Annotated in this window: 16 protein-coding genes; 12 read left to right on the forward strand and 4 right to left on the reverse strand. The window is 31.9% G+C overall.

Features of this window, described 5'->3' with window-relative positions; translation table 11 throughout:
* Together FJV36_RS09100 and FJV36_RS16580 are read right to left on the reverse strand one after the other, a co-directional pair.
* On the reverse strand, positions 1-257 hold a 257-nt coding region (locus FJV36_RS09100), incomplete at its 3' end, for a hypothetical protein (protein WP_199251036.1).
* Between the two features lie 5 nt (positions 258-262).
* Positions 263-394: a hypothetical protein gene (locus tag FJV36_RS16580; RefSeq protein WP_255470335.1), complete on the reverse strand. Its 132-nt coding sequence runs from the start codon at positions 392-394 to the stop codon at positions 263-265.
* Positions 395-520: 126 nt separating this feature from the next.
* Here FJV36_RS16580 and FJV36_RS09105 point away from each other — a divergent pair, with 126 nt between their 5' ends.
* The 11 genes from FJV36_RS09105 (at position 521) to FJV36_RS09155 (ending at position 11,547) form a co-directional block, all read left to right on the forward strand.
* A complete protein-coding gene (locus FJV36_RS09105; RefSeq protein ID WP_233264516.1) occupies positions 521-1,156 on the forward strand; it encodes a DUF4372 domain-containing protein in 636 nt (211 codons plus the stop codon).
* A gap of 55 nt (positions 1,157-1,211) precedes the next feature.
* A complete protein-coding gene (locus FJV36_RS09110) occupies positions 1,212-1,811 on the forward strand; it encodes a transposase (RefSeq protein ID WP_158727777.1) in 600 nt (199 codons plus the stop codon).
* Between the two features lie 132 nt (positions 1,812-1,943).
* Positions 1,944-2,234, forward strand: coding sequence for a type II toxin-antitoxin system ParD family antitoxin (locus FJV36_RS09115; RefSeq protein ID WP_370514370.1), 291 nt, complete (start codon positions 1,944-1,946; stop codon positions 2,232-2,234).
* Entirely contained in the window at positions 2,234-2,533 is a 300-nt protein-coding gene (locus FJV36_RS09120; protein WP_158727776.1) for a type II toxin-antitoxin system RelE/ParE family toxin, read from the forward strand. The genes FJV36_RS09115 and FJV36_RS09120 overlap by 1 nt, the downstream gene beginning before the upstream one ends.
* 353 nt (positions 2,534-2,886) lie before the next feature.
* Entirely contained in the window at positions 2,887-3,087 is a 201-nt protein-coding gene (locus tag FJV36_RS09125; protein ID WP_158727773.1) for a DUF4177 domain-containing protein, read from the forward strand.
* 75 nt (positions 3,088-3,162) lie between these two features.
* A complete protein-coding gene (locus FJV36_RS09130; RefSeq protein WP_158727772.1) occupies positions 3,163-3,873 on the forward strand; it encodes a hypothetical protein in 711 nt (236 codons plus the stop codon).
* A 208-nt stretch (positions 3,874-4,081) separates the two neighbouring features.
* Complete coding sequence (locus FJV36_RS09135) at positions 4,082-4,822, forward strand: DUF3667 domain-containing protein (RefSeq protein WP_158727771.1); 741 nt, start codon at positions 4,082-4,084, stop codon at positions 4,820-4,822.
* A gap of 738 nt (positions 4,823-5,560) precedes the next feature.
* Entirely contained in the window at positions 5,561-6,334 is a 774-nt protein-coding gene (locus tag FJV36_RS09140; RefSeq protein WP_158727770.1) for a DUF3667 domain-containing protein, read from the forward strand.
* Between the two features lie 360 nt (positions 6,335-6,694).
* Positions 6,695-7,261 (forward strand): hypothetical protein, encoded by a 567-nt coding sequence (locus FJV36_RS09145; protein WP_158727769.1) that lies wholly within the window; start codon positions 6,695-6,697, stop codon positions 7,259-7,261.
* A gap of 129 nt (positions 7,262-7,390) precedes the next feature.
* Complete coding sequence (locus tag FJV36_RS09150; RefSeq protein WP_233264515.1) at positions 7,391-7,849, forward strand: DUF4440 domain-containing protein; 459 nt, start codon at positions 7,391-7,393, stop codon at positions 7,847-7,849.
* Between the two features lie 446 nt (positions 7,850-8,295).
* Positions 8,296-11,547: a S41 family peptidase gene (locus tag FJV36_RS09155; protein ID WP_158727768.1), complete on the forward strand. Its 3,252-nt coding sequence runs from the start codon at positions 8,296-8,298 to the stop codon at positions 11,545-11,547.
* 133 nt (positions 11,548-11,680) lie between these two features.
* On the opposite strand, the gene FJV36_RS09160 is transcribed toward FJV36_RS09155, so the two are convergent.
* Together FJV36_RS09160 and FJV36_RS09165 are read right to left on the reverse strand one after the other, a co-directional pair.
* Entirely contained in the window at positions 11,681-11,893 is a 213-nt protein-coding gene (locus FJV36_RS09160; protein ID WP_158981037.1) for a hypothetical protein, read from the reverse strand.
* A gap of 82 nt (positions 11,894-11,975) precedes the next feature.
* A complete protein-coding gene (locus FJV36_RS09165; protein ID WP_158727709.1) occupies positions 11,976-12,767 on the reverse strand; it encodes a hypothetical protein in 792 nt (263 codons plus the stop codon).
* Positions 12,768-13,083: 316 nt separating this feature from the next.
* Here FJV36_RS09165 and FJV36_RS09170 point away from each other — a divergent pair, with 316 nt between their 5' ends.
* Positions 13,084-13,533, forward strand: coding sequence for a hypothetical protein (locus tag FJV36_RS09170; RefSeq protein ID WP_158727710.1), 450 nt, complete (start codon positions 13,084-13,086; stop codon positions 13,531-13,533).
* Positions 13,534-13,626 lie beyond the last annotated feature (93 nt).

The following is a 13,626-nucleotide window of genomic DNA, read 5'->3' on the forward strand; positions in this document are numbered from 1 at the left end:
ACGTAAAAGAAAGGACTATTATGTAACATTAAAGTTTGTGCAGAATAACCATTGTTATTTTGAAACTCTACATAATTATTTAATTCATTATTCACATATTCTGAAAGAAAAGTTCTATTATTAGATAGTTTTTGAAGTGGTTCCACGCAATCTATTAAAGATGAAACATCTTCTTTTTTAACAGTTTTAGTTACAATTTCTAGAAATTCTTTAAAAGAAATTTCTTCTGTTGTTGTTAGGTCATATGATAATGCCATATATTTTAGTTTGATTGATTTTCTATTAATTTAAAAGTATCTATAACTGCTTTTTTTATTTCTGGGTGAGGGTCATTTTCTAATGTTTTAAGCATTTTAATTCCTTCTTCAAAATTCAAATTTATTAAATTTCTCATCGCTTCCCATCTTACATTATGTTTTGAATCAATAGCGTCCTAAACGTTTAAAAAAAGTTCAAAAAAAGAGGGTAATTTTTGTATCTCAAATTAACTTTGAGTTGCACAACAAAAAAGCCCTCTTCTATGTCAAATATAACTTTGTTTTCTCAAATAATTTCAAAATTAGACCGTTCAAAATTCAGTAAAATTGTTGCTAAGAAACAAGCCGACAAACACAATAAAGGATTCAGTAGTTGGAATCATTTAATTTCAATGCTTTTCTGCCAGTTCGCCAAGAGTCAATCTGTTCGAGATATAAGCAACGGGCTTCGTTCGGCTACAGGGAACTTAAATCATCTTGGAATCAACAAAGCTCCCTCAAAATCTTCAATTAGTTATCAAAATAAAAATCGTTCACATGAGCTCTTTAAAGAATATTATTTTGAATTGCTACAAAGTTTAGGACAGCATCCTAGATTTAAACAAGTGAAATTCAGAATAAAATCAAAGATTTTTTTATTAGACTCAACTACCATCAGTTTATGCTTAAGTTTGTTTGATTGGGCGAAATACAAGAGAGCCAAAGGAGCTGTTAAAATGCATACACTGCTTGGTTTTGATGGTAATTTGCCTGCATATATCAATATCACCAACGGTAAAACAGCTGATAATAAGGGAGCTTACGAAATTCCCCAGCTGCTCGAAGTATTTAAAAAAAAAACGTTCTTAAAATTTTGGGCTGCTGTGCGAATGTCTCTGACTTCGCACCCACTCCAATAGGCAACAAACCCCAGTTTTTAATTACACGATAAATAATTACATTTGATAAAAAGCAATGTCAGAAGGATATAAAATTAGAGACCAAACTTTACCGCATTTTATAACTATCACTGTTGTAGATTGGATTGATGTTTTTACAAGACAAACTTATAAAGATGTAATAATTGAAAGTTTAGATTATTGCATCCAAAATAAAGGAATGATTTTGTACGGATATGTTATAATGAGTAATCATATCCACATGATAATACAATCACAAGAAGCAACACTATCTGACTTAATTAGAGATTTCAAAAAATTTACAGCCAAATCAATTTTAGAAAAAATTCAAAATAGCCCTGAAAGCAGAAGAGATTGGATGTTGGAACGCTTTAAATTGGAAACCGAAAGTCATTCCAGAAACAAAAATTATCAGTTTTGGCAATATGGCAATCATCCAGAAGAAGTGTATAGCAACAAATTTATGTGGATAAAGCTAGATTATATTCACCTGAATCCCGTTAGGGCTGGTATTGTCGAGAAAGCTTCTCATTATGTTTATTCCAGTGCCAGTAATTATGTTTCCGATTCAGGATTATTGAAAATAGAAAAAGCAGACACTCCCATTATTGATGTTCTGAATTTGAATAATTTTACCAAATACAATGAATATTGAGTTTGATAAATTAAAACGACATATAGGAATGGGTGCGAAGTCAGAGACATTCGCACAGCACTCAGTCCTGATGACACCCCCGCTGTAGCGCGAGAACATTAGCAGTAACTTTTGCGCAAAAATCGAAAAAAATTGAAATTAATACCAATTATTGGTATCTTTGATAAAATAAAAATTATGGCACGAAATACATCAATATTATTAGGAGACTATTTTGAAAACTTTATCAACGAACAAATTTCTACAGGAAAATATAGTTCAGTAAGTGAAGTTGTTAGAACTGCTTTAAGAGTTTTTGAGCAAGAAGAAATTAAAACAAAATCTCTAATCAATGAACTAAAAATTGGTGAAAAGAGTAGGAAAATCAGAGATTTTGATCGCAATAAAAATCTTGAAATGCTCAAAGCTAATTTTCAAAAATAATGCCAGCGTATATAATTAGTGAAAAGGCATTAGAAGACATTAATAACATTTGGATTTATACGGCCGAAAATTGGTCTGTTGAACAAGCAGATCGATATTATAACTTAATCATTGACGAAATTGAATATATCGTCGATAATTTAGATATGGCTCGTGACTGTGGGAAAATTAGAAAATCATATAGCTACTCAAAAGTAAAATCACATTTAATTTTCTTTAAAAAAGACAAAGCAAATGAAATTGAAGTCGTTAGAATTTTACACGAAAGAATGAATATTGAAAACCGATTAGCGGAATAAATAAAAAAGCCATCTGCTAATCGATTAGACGGCTCCCAGCTGATCGAAGTGTTTAAAAAAAACGTTCATATAATTCGAGGCTGCTGTGCGAATGTCTCTGACTTCGCACCAACTACAATAGACAACAAACCGCCGCGAAGAATTTTCGCTGTTATCAACGTTAGTTTTATCATAAAATTTCTAAAAAACTCGTTTTTAGAAAATCCATTTTGTAAGAGTATTTTAGTATATTTGAAAAAAGAACAAGACAAAATGAAACTACTGCAATCCCGCTAGATTGGGTGGTTTTGGGAGGTATTATTGCGCTTATTTACGAGTTGGAAATAATTTTAAAAAACTAGAATCACAAAAAAATGAAAGACTATAAAGTAGAAACCTTAATTTATTATTCAAAATTTTCTTTTGATAAAAATCACATTGCAAAAAAATCCAAACAAGAAATTCAAGAAAAACTTAATGAATATTCTAAAAATGGATACAAATTGACTACCACAAATTCAACAAATTTTGGATTAGCAATTTATATTTTTTTGTATTTTGAAAAAGATGTTTAACCAACAATTCTTATTGACAGAACGTTTTCAAAACAAAATTTTAATTTAAAAAACTTATTTAAAGTATAATACTATATGGAAGTACATCACCATGGACATCATGAAGGAAAAAAAACTTGGAAATCTTATATCCGAGAATTTTTAATGTTATTTTTTGCTGTTTTTTGCGGATTTCTCGCAGAATGGAGACTTGAAGTTATGATAGAAAATCATAGAGAGGAGGAGTATATTCATTCTATCGTTGAAGATATTTCTGCTGATGTTAAGCAGACTGAAAATTTACAAATCGATTTAAGAAATAGAATAACTTTAATAAATAGTTTATTAAAAGAAATAACTTCAAAAAACATCCAAGAAAATTCAAATAAGGCTAATAAATTATGGTTATCCACTCTTGGATTTCCCGATTTTGTTCAGAATGATCGAACAATTCAACAACTAAAAAGTAGTGGTTCTTTAAGAATTATTAGAAACAAAAAAGTTTCTGATAAAATTATGGAATATGACCAAGCTGTAAGATTACTGTATATTACACAAACTAATATGAATACGATTGCTTCAAACAATACTTTATATGGTCAGTTTTTTGATTTAATAAAACTCCAAAACGAAAATTCTGCGGCTATTCCTATCACTGAAAGCGGGAAAAATTTATTAAATGAAGCTTACTCAAGTAGGTTTTTTTGGAGGATTAACCTAGTAAGTTTACACAAACGCTTGATTACATTAAATGAAAAAGGAAAAGAGGTTAGAGAAATAATTACTAAAGAATACAAATTACACTAATAAAAAAACACACAGCTGCTCAAAGTATTTAAAAAAAACGTTCTTAAAATTTTAGGCTGCTGTTCGAATGTCTCTGACTTCGCACCCAAGCTGATCGAATTATTTAAAATAAACGACCTTTAAATCTTGAGCTGCAGAGCGAGTAATACCATCGCAGACGCAATAGTAAAAAAGAAAGCATATATTGACAAAATATTACAACTGACCAATGACAAACAACTGCTTAAATTGCAATAAAGAAATTATAGACAAGTTTTGTAGTAGTTGTAGCCAAGCAACATCAACTCATAGATTTTCTTTATCGCACGTTTTTCAACACGATTTTATTCACGGAATATTTCATTTTGACAAAGGCTTTTTTTATACGATAAAAGAACTATTTATCAGACCAGGACACAGTATTAGAGAATATGTGCAAGGAAAAAGAATAAAGCACTTCAACTATTTTGCAACAACTATTCTTTTAATGACAATAGGCTATTTTATTAAAAAATGGACAAAAATAAATGCTTCAGAATTATATGATGATAAAAAAACAGTAGAAGGTCTTTTAAAAGTATTAAAAGAGTATTCAAAATTTACAATATTTCTTCACATACCATTTATATCTTTTACAAGTTATTTGTTTTTTAAAAAAAGTAAACAAAATTATACGGAAAACCTAGTCCTCAACTTATATATGTCATGCGGAACATTAATAATTAGTTTTATACTATTCTGTTCTATGATTTTTACCACTAACAAAGATTTTCTTTTAGGTGTAAACTATTTTGTTGTAGCTCTAACATTTTTGTATGTTATATTTTTTTACTATCAATATTTTTCAGTTTTTGGTTTGAAAAAATATCAATTAATTATGCGAGTAATTATTATTGCTTTTTTGTATTTATTGGCAAAGCAAATAACTAACAATATCTTAAACACAATAGGACTTAAATATTTTAATTAACCAAATAAAAAGCACTAACGATAACCCAGCTGCTCGAAGTATTTAAAAAAAACGTTCTTAAAATTTTAGGCTGCTGTTCGAATGTCCCCAGCTGCTCGAAGTATTTAAAAAAACGTTCTTAAACTGCAGGCTGCTGTGCGAATGTCCCCAGTTACTCGAAGTGTTCTTAAAAAATTTGCGCAGCCGTGAGTTTTACGTCCGAAACGTAAAAGTTAGATTTTACCAACGGAAACGTAAAAAAATTATCAGAATTATAATTCGAAAAAAAAAGTGAAAGTAAAAAATACAAATCGAAAATGAATGACCAGCTGCTCGAAGTGTTCTAAAAAACGTTCTTAGACATCTGGGCTGCTGCACGAATGTAACCCCGCTGCTCGAAGTGTTATTAAAAAAATATTCTTAAAACTGTAGGCTACTAGCGAATGTCCCCTAGCTGATCGAAGTGTTTAAAAAAAACGTTCTTTAAATCTTGAGCTGCAGAGCAAGCGAAATAAAAGACATTCGCATAGCACCCAATTCAAATATTATTTTTTCTAAAAAAGAAGACTTCGTAGAGCGGACTCTTTGTTGATGATTTTCTATAACAGTACTTTTTATGTATCGCTATTTCAAGACTACACGAAATAATTTCAATAAAGCTTTCAGGTAATATTCTTGAAAGCTTTTTTATTTAGAGACAATAAATTATTACTTTTACTTACAAAATATAACCTATTCTAAAAAGCAAAATAGTAACCTATGGAGAACAAACAATGCCTAAACTGTGAACAAGATGTTTCTGGTAATTATTGTCAGAATTGCGGTCAAAAAAGCAATACACACGCCATAACCTTAAAGCATTTTTTTGCCCACGATATTATACACGGTGTGTTCCATTTAGAAAAAGGAATCTTATTTACTTTAAAAGAAACATTTACAAGACCTGGGCAAGCAGCTTTGGATTACATTAATGGCAAAAGAGTAAACTACTACAATGTTTTTGCACTCACTTTGATAATAATCGCTTTGAATATTCTAACGGTGCATTATTATCATGACCTGAATCTGCCATCAGTTTCTAAAAATACAAATGAAGGAATACAATTAATGAACTTCTTATCGAATAATGTAAAATTAATTCTATTTGGATTAGTCCCGTTATTTGCGATAAATGCTTTTCTGATTTTCAAAAGATTAAAAATCAACCTAGCGGAACATTTCATCATTGCAGGAATAAATTTGTTGGGAATATTGGTTTTGTGTTTATTTGTCAACTTGTTTTCACTTTTGAGAGTATTTGAGGAAATTAAATCCTTTTTAGGTATTTTAACAATCATTTATTTCTTCTTGATTGTTTTGTTTCCTTTTTGGGTCTATTTTAACGCAGCCTATAAAAAGTATTCCATGTTAGGTTTTATATGGAGAATAATTGTGTTTTATACGCTTGTGTTTTTTGAAATTGTAGTCATACTGTCACTTATTGCAAAAATCGTTACTAATACTACATCCATTAAATTACACTTCAATGCATAAAATTATTTCTGCTACTACAAAGCTTATTAAATTAGTAAGCATTATACAAAAGACAAAAACGACGAAGTAACGCCTTGGTATGAAGCTTTCATGAATGTTAGAAAAGGGATAGATAGAAAGTATTTTGTTGATTTCTGGTATAGAAATCGTTCTTGATAAAGAACATATTTAATGCAAAAAAAATTAAAAGCCATTTTTGGATATTTGTAATAAAAATATTATTTATACATTTAATACACTACGCAATTTAACAGTAAAAATCGACACAACTATAAGTGTATAGTCAAAATTTTGTAGTGAATATAAACACAAGTCGACCGTAACTTTAAAAAAAGAGAACGAAAAATGATAGTACAAAAGATGAAATTACTAGTTTTAATAGTCCTATTTTCCTTAAAAATTAATGCGCAAGAAAATCAATTTACAAGAAGCTCAATTAAAACTGGAATTGGCATAGGAGTAAATGAAGGAATCGAAGAAAGTGGATTAGGTTTTGTTTATTCAATAGGTTATCAAAAAAGTTTTGGAAAAAAAGAAAAATTCAGAATTAATCCTAATTTATTATATGGAGGTTTTAATTCAAACGGAATAACAGATACTCGGCAACAATATTTTAGAATAACTTCACTTGGGATGAATGTGAATTATGATTTGATTAAATACAAATCAGTTTCTTTATTAATAACAACAGGAGGATTTTTAAACTATTCAAGAGGTTTATTTGGAACTGGTGGCGAAAATAACATAAGAAATTCAAGATATTTCAACCAGCTCTATTTTGGTGGAACTGCTGGAATTGGAATTAGAATAAACTCACCCGGAAGTAGGTTTTCGTATGAAATAAAGCCGCTAAATTTACAAATTGGTAATAAAGGTTTTGTTCTTGGATACTTAATGTTTGGATTGGACATCAAAATAAAAAAATAGCTAACTTACTTAGCTTATAAAAAAAGTCGTAGTGTTTGAAATGAGGCAAATTTTATAGATCGAAGCAATCAAAAAATAGCTTAATGTAGTTCTAAATTCCGTAGTAAAATTTAATTAATTCCAACAAAAATGAAAACACTTAACACCATACTTTTGATGCTGTTTTTTAATTCAATAGCATTCGGTCAAGTTTCAAATGAAACCCACAAAAAACAGATTCAAAATTTAGTACTCGAATCGTTTGATGAAATCTGGTCCAAATTAGAAGCTAAAAACATTGAGAAATATTACACCAAAGATTTCTTGCTGTTGGAACACGGAGAAGTATGGAATAACGATACCATTACAAAGTATTTGAATACAGCCAAACTCAATTTACCCATGCCAAAAAGAGTAAATACTATTGAAATTATAGACATCAAAGTTTCCAACAAAACGGCTTGGGTGGCTTACCACAACTATGCAACCATTTCTGTTGATGATAAAATTATTAGAAAAGCACATTGGCTGGAAAGTGCCACGGCCATTTTAACCGATAAAGGCTGGAAGTTTGATATGTTACATTCTACTAGAGTAAAAAGTGAGTAAAAACGCTATGAAACACCTAGCTTACAAAAGAACCGCAAAGGCCAATACTGTCTATCTTAACAGTAGAATGAATAATTTAGAAATAATGACCCAACAATTTTAGATATAGATTTTAATGAGGTTCTCTTGTGATTAGTGTCATCAAAGCAAGAAAAAAATAAAAAACAGCTAAAAGATTCTACAGAAGACTACTTTATTTTTCTGAATCAATCTACCTGCAAATTAGTTAGAAAAAAAGTAAAACATTAAATTCATAATAATTTATTATCATCTTACATCGCGGTAGTTGTGCGACTATCGGTCTTTACAACGCTGGCAAGTGAAGGAGAGCCCAACTAAATAAAGTCTTCTCTTTTTCTGTTTTCTAAAATCTCAAAAAAACAAAGCAAACCTGTAACAAAACAGGTTTTTTAGCTACTAAATGAAGAACTAAATTCTAATAAACTATGAACTTAAAATCTTCATTATACTGTGGCTTATTGTTAGTAGCAAGCTCAGTATCATTTGCACAAGATGCCCTCTGGCTGCGCCATCCTGCGCTCTCTCCTGATGGAAAAAACATTGCTTTTGGCTACAAAGGCGATATTTATGTAGTTAATGCCCAAGGTGGCACTGCAGTTCCTATTACCATTCATGAAGGACATGACATGATGCCTGTGTGGAGCAAAGACGGAAAGCAAATTGCTTTTGCTAGTGACCGTTACGGTAATTTTGATGTATTTACGCTACCCGTAACTGGAGGAACTCCTACCCGATTAACCTTTAACTCAGCGGCTGATTATCCATATGATTTTTCACCTGATAGTAAAAAGGTTTTATTTGGATCTAGCCGTCAAACGAGTAACAACAACATCCATTTTTATTCGCCTCGCTTATTTCAAAACCTTTACACAGTTGCAGCAACTGGCGGAAAACCAGTATTGGTTACTGAGGGCGGAATAGAATATGCTCGCTACAACGCAGCAGGAAACCAAATTATTTTTCAAGACCGCAAAGGATATGAAGATGCCTTACGCAAACACCATACCAGCAGTGTAACCCGTGATATTTGGGTATTTGATGTCAACAAAAAAACATATACGCAGCTAAGCACTTACGAAGGTGAAGACCGCGAGCCGCTGTACAGCAACGACAATCAACATATTTTCTTTTTGAGCGAAGCTGACGGCAGCAATCAAAATATTTTTAAGCAAAACCTATCTGCTAAAACAGCAACTGCCATAACTACTTTCAAAAACAATCCGGTACGCCATTTAAGTGTTGCACAAGACAATACTTTGTGCTTTTCGCAAGACGGAGAAATTTATACTTTGAAAGAAGGTCAAAGTCCACAAAAAGTAAAAATCACGATCCAAAATGATGGTAAAGGCAATGTCGAGAAAAACGTACCTATTGCAGGTTCTATTTCAGAGTTTGTGCCAAGCCCGAACGGAAAAGAAATTGCAATTGTTTCTAGAGGTGAAATTTTTGTGACCAATGCCGACGGTGGAAGTACCAAAAGAATTACCAACACACCAGAACAAGAGCGCCACGTGCAATGGTCACCAGACAGTAAAACCCTTATTTACGCCTCAGAACGTGGTGACAGTTGGGATTTATTTACGGCAAAAGTGGAACGAAAAGAAGAAGCTTATTTTTACGCTGCTACTTTAATCAAGGAAGAAAAATTAATTCCTTCTGATAAAGAGGAGTTCTTACCTAAATTTAGCCCAGACGGAAAAGAAATTGCTTTTATTGAAGATCGCAATATTGTTCGTGTGTACAATTTAGCCAACGAAACCACAAGAACCATTTTACCAGAAGGTAGAAACCACAGTTATTCTGATGGCGATTTTGGTTACAACTGGAGCGATGATAGTAAATGGCTTTTCGTAGATGATAGCATGGGTAATTTTAATGCTACGCATACCGCGATGATCAAAGCCGATGGCTCCGAAACAAAATACCCAATTATGAGTGGTTTTGGTGAAGATGCAGCCAAACAACAAATAAAAGGCAAAGCATTAGCCTGGCTGAGCAGCAAAGAAGGTCGCAAATCATTGGCAAACCAAGGCAGCAGAGAACTTGATGTATACGCCGTATTTTTCGATAAAAAAGACTTTGAAAATTTCAAATTGTCCAAAGAAGAAGCGGCTCTTGCAAAAGAAATAAAAGACAAAGAGAAAGAAGCCGAAGACAAAAAAACAGCTGCTAGCACTGATAAAAACAAAAAAGACACTCCTAAAAAAGAGGAAGTTGTAGTTTGGAATCCGGATTTGATTGATCTTGAAACTAGAAAAGTTCGTGTAACCATCAACAGTTCATCTATTGCTGATTTTGTATTTAATGATGACGGAAGTAAATTGTTTTATTTAGCTTCTTTTGAAAAAGGATTCGACCTTTGGGTAACCGATACCAAAACAAAAGAAACTAAAATTTTAGCTAAACTAGGATCATCTCCAAGTACTTTATTTTTGAGCAAAGACAACAAAACATTGTTTGTTAGAAACGAAGGAGGCTTATCGAAAATTGATACAGAAAGCGGAAAAATTACTGGAATCCCCGTATCGGCTGAGATGGTTTTAAATACAGAGCAAGAACGTAACTACATTTTCAATCACATGTGGAGACAAACCGCTAAGAAATTTTACGATCCAAAATTACATGGTGTAGATTGGAAAATGTACAAAGACACCTATGCTAAATTTTTACCACACATCAATAACAACTATGATTTTCAAGAATTATTGAGCGAAATTTTAGGAGAACTTAACGCCTCGCACACAGGTGGACGTTACAGTGCTAGTTTCCCTAATATGGATGTAACGGCTTGTTTGGGATTACTATACGATGAAAAAAACGCCGCAGATGGTTTAAAAATAACAGAGGTTATTGTAGGCGGACCTTTTGATAAAACAGGCTCAAAGCTAAAAGCAGGTGCCACTATCAATAAAATTGACAACGAACCAATTACTGCAACAACAGATTGGGCTAAATTTTTGAACAGAAGAACAGGTAAACTAATCCTAATTTCAGGTGTAGATGCTAATGGTGTTGCGTTTCAAGAAAGTGTAAAACCGATTTCATTTGGTGAAGAATCGGGTTTAATGTACAACCGTTGGATTCGCAAGATGAATCAAATTACTGAAAAATTGAGTAATGGTAAAGTAGGCTACGTTCACGTACAAGGTATGAATGACGGCAGTTTTAGAGAAGTATTTGACCAAGTGATGGGTAAAAATTTCGAAAAAGAAGCTTTGATTGTAGACACTCGTTTTAATGGTGGTGGCTGGTTACACGACGATTTAAATACGTTATTGAGTGGCAAACGCTACCTTGAATTTGCACCGCAAGGCAACCGCTTGAAAGATGCGGAACCATTAGGGAGATGGACCAAACCAAGCTGTGTATTAATGGGCGAAGGCAATTATTCAGACGCTTTCATTTTCCCATACGTGTACAAACAAAACGGAATCGGGAAGTTAATTGGAATGGGAGTACCAGGAACAGGAACCGCAGTTTGGTGGGAAACTCAAATTGATCCTTCTTTAGTTTTCGGAATTCCAATGGTAGCTACTATCGGAAAAGAAAACAGACCTACTGAAAACTTGCAAGTAAATCCAGATATTCCCGTTGCTATGAAATACGAAGATTATTTGAACGGACAAGACAAACAATTAGAAAGAGCTGTTGAAGAAATGCTGAAAACGATTAAATAATTATTCTATTCTTGAAAGATTAATTTTCATCAAAAAAAGAGGTAGCTCAAAAAGGAGGGCACTGAAAAAGTCCCTCGAATAAGGAAAATGAAAATAACTAAAAAGGAGCGAAAACACAATGGTTTCGCTCCTTTTAGTTATTACAAACATCTGTGATATCATCTATTTCATCTGCTGTCAGATCTTCTTTAAAAAACACACGGTCATAAACGACTGATTTAACCGAATCATTTAAATTTAAGTGATACAAATCTTTATAAATTCCATTTTGATTATTGGTTTTCAGCTGTGAAAAACTTGATAATGGGATGAAAAAAAATAATAGTAGGGTTTTAATTTTATGCATTTTAAGTAACTTTTATATTCGACATATTTGGGTAATTTTAATGTATTCAGACTTCAAAATATTATTATACAAGTTGCATAAGTCAGCCTTTTTGGGCAGCTGACGCTTTAGATAACTGAGCCAAATGTTCTTGAATTTTAGAGACTACAGTATTACAATTTTTAATAGCTGACAAATAATATAGGATTCCAATCATACTGCTTGTAGCATCAAAGGTAGTTTCTACTTTTTTTAGAACATCTGTTTCGTTGCCAACAGCCATCATTTTTGTATAAGTTTCAATTATAGAGGGTTGTGTTTTTTTTAAATCTAGTATTCCGCTATCAAGCTTAGCACTCATAGTATGAAAAGCCAATCCCATTTTAGTGTAAACCCTTTTAATTTCTTCAATATTATTTGCTTTAGCAGCAGTGTCAAATTCGGTTGCTTTCTTTTGCAACGTTTGAGAAAGTAATTCCGTTTTTTTGACAAATGCATCGCCATGAGCTATCAAAGTTTCATATTTTTGCTTTGGGTACATTTCGTCAAATGACGGTCCACTATTTACTTTAGTTCCCGACACTAGGCTTTCGGAAGTGTTGTTTTTGTTTTTTTGAAGTTCGGTCGAAATATCGCTGAATACATCGAGCAAATTTTTATCGGTGGAAGTGCTGCTAGGATAACTTTCAGTTAAAGTACTGTTATTTGGGTTAAAGTAATTGTAGTCTATTATGGTTTGACAAACCTTTTCAATAACAGCTAATTTCTCTAGTTTGGATTTAACAGTCGGCGTTGTTTTCTTTTTTTCAATTGTCCCATTTTGGCCATAACTCATAGTAATACAAAGTAATAACACACATATGAGCTGTGTTTTGTAAATTATTTTTATTGTCATGGGTGTTTTATATTTCGTTATACTTTCAAAAGCATAATTTTTTATAAATGTATGTATTATTGACAAAAAGGAAAGAAGATATTAAGAGAAATGTTAAGAAATTTATACAAACCTTGAGTTACGTATTATTTATTTCCCCTACTAAAGCTCTTTTATAACGAGTATTCACTTATGAAAGTACAAATGGTAGTGTTTTCAACGAGGTTATGAAATAATAAAATGTTTAAAAAAAGTTTGAATGTTTTTTATTAAATTTATGAGCTGCTTTTGTAAACCTTAAATAATTCTTTGCGTACTTTGTGGTTAAACTTTTTTAATGACTTTCAAGCAAAAAATATACAATCAATACCATCAATTGGTTCAAGACCGAATAGATGTCTTTAAGGACATGATTACGGCACTTACTGAAGATTCTAAAAATGATGCCAAAGGTTCAGCAGGCGATAAACACGAAACGGCTTTATCGATGATGCACATTGAGCAAGAAAAACTCAATCATAAATTAAAAGAAGCATTGGGTCAAAAAGCCATTTTAGATAAAATTGATTCTAGTACAAGTGCTAAAACTATTATTGTGGGAAGTTTGGTCAAAGCCAATGGGATTTATTTGTATTTAAGTACAGCACTTCCTAAAATTGCTGTTGATGGTATCAATGTCATTGCACTTTCTCCGCAATCACCATTGGGAGCGAAGTTAATGGGGAACCAAGAAGGATTTACTTTTGAGATTAATGGTTCAAACTATGTAATTCAATCAATTCAATAAAAATTTTATGCTATTTACACTTTACTAGTAGACTCTATTTTTTATTTAGGTTTTAATTAGTTTTTTATAGTTTTTAGTTGTTTTTAGTTTAAA

The organism is Flavobacterium sp. I-STPP5a (genome assembly GCF_009764685.1).
Taxonomy (GTDB): domain Bacteria; phylum Bacteroidota; class Bacteroidia; order Flavobacteriales; family Flavobacteriaceae; genus Flavobacterium.

Bases quoted from the DNA above. Each gene is read 5' to 3' on its own strand.
- FJV36_RS09170 (WP_158727710.1), top strand. From the start codon at position 13,084: ATGACTTTCAAGCAAAAAATATACAATCAATACCATCAATTGGTTCAA.
- FJV36_RS09150 (WP_233264515.1), top strand. From the start codon at position 7,391: ATGAAAACACTTAACACCATACTTTTGATGCTGTTTTTTAATTCAATA.
- FJV36_RS09140 (WP_158727770.1), top strand. From the start codon at position 5,561: ATGGAGAACAAACAATGCCTAAACTGTGAACAAGATGTTTCTGGTAAT.
- FJV36_RS09120 (WP_158727776.1), top strand. From the start codon at position 2,234: ATGCCAGCGTATATAATTAGTGAAAAGGCATTAGAAGACATTAATAAC.
- FJV36_RS09125 (WP_158727773.1), top strand. From the start codon at position 2,887: ATGAAAGACTATAAAGTAGAAACCTTAATTTATTATTCAAAATTTTCT.
- FJV36_RS09130 (WP_158727772.1), top strand. From the start codon at position 3,163: ATGGAAGTACATCACCATGGACATCATGAAGGAAAAAAAACTTGGAAA.
- FJV36_RS09135 (WP_158727771.1), top strand. From the start codon at position 4,082: ATGACAAACAACTGCTTAAATTGCAATAAAGAAATTATAGACAAGTTT.
- FJV36_RS09110 (WP_158727777.1), top strand. From the start codon at position 1,212: ATGTCAGAAGGATATAAAATTAGAGACCAAACTTTACCGCATTTTATA.
- FJV36_RS16580 (WP_255470335.1), bottom strand. From the start codon at position 394: ATGAGAAATTTAATAAATTTGAATTTTGAAGAAGGAATTAAAATGCTT.
- FJV36_RS09145 (WP_158727769.1), top strand. From the start codon at position 6,695: ATGAAATTACTAGTTTTAATAGTCCTATTTTCCTTAAAAATTAATGCG.
- FJV36_RS09160 (WP_158981037.1), bottom strand. From the start codon at position 11,893: ATGCATAAAATTAAAACCCTACTATTATTTTTTTTCATCCCATTATCA.
- FJV36_RS09155 (WP_158727768.1), top strand. From the start codon at position 8,296: ATGAACTTAAAATCTTCATTATACTGTGGCTTATTGTTAGTAGCAAGC.
- FJV36_RS09165 (WP_158727709.1), bottom strand. From the start codon at position 12,767: ATGACAATAAAAATAATTTACAAAACACAGCTCATATGTGTGTTATTA.
- FJV36_RS09105 (WP_233264516.1), top strand. From the start codon at position 521: ATGTCAAATATAACTTTGTTTTCTCAAATAATTTCAAAATTAGACCGT.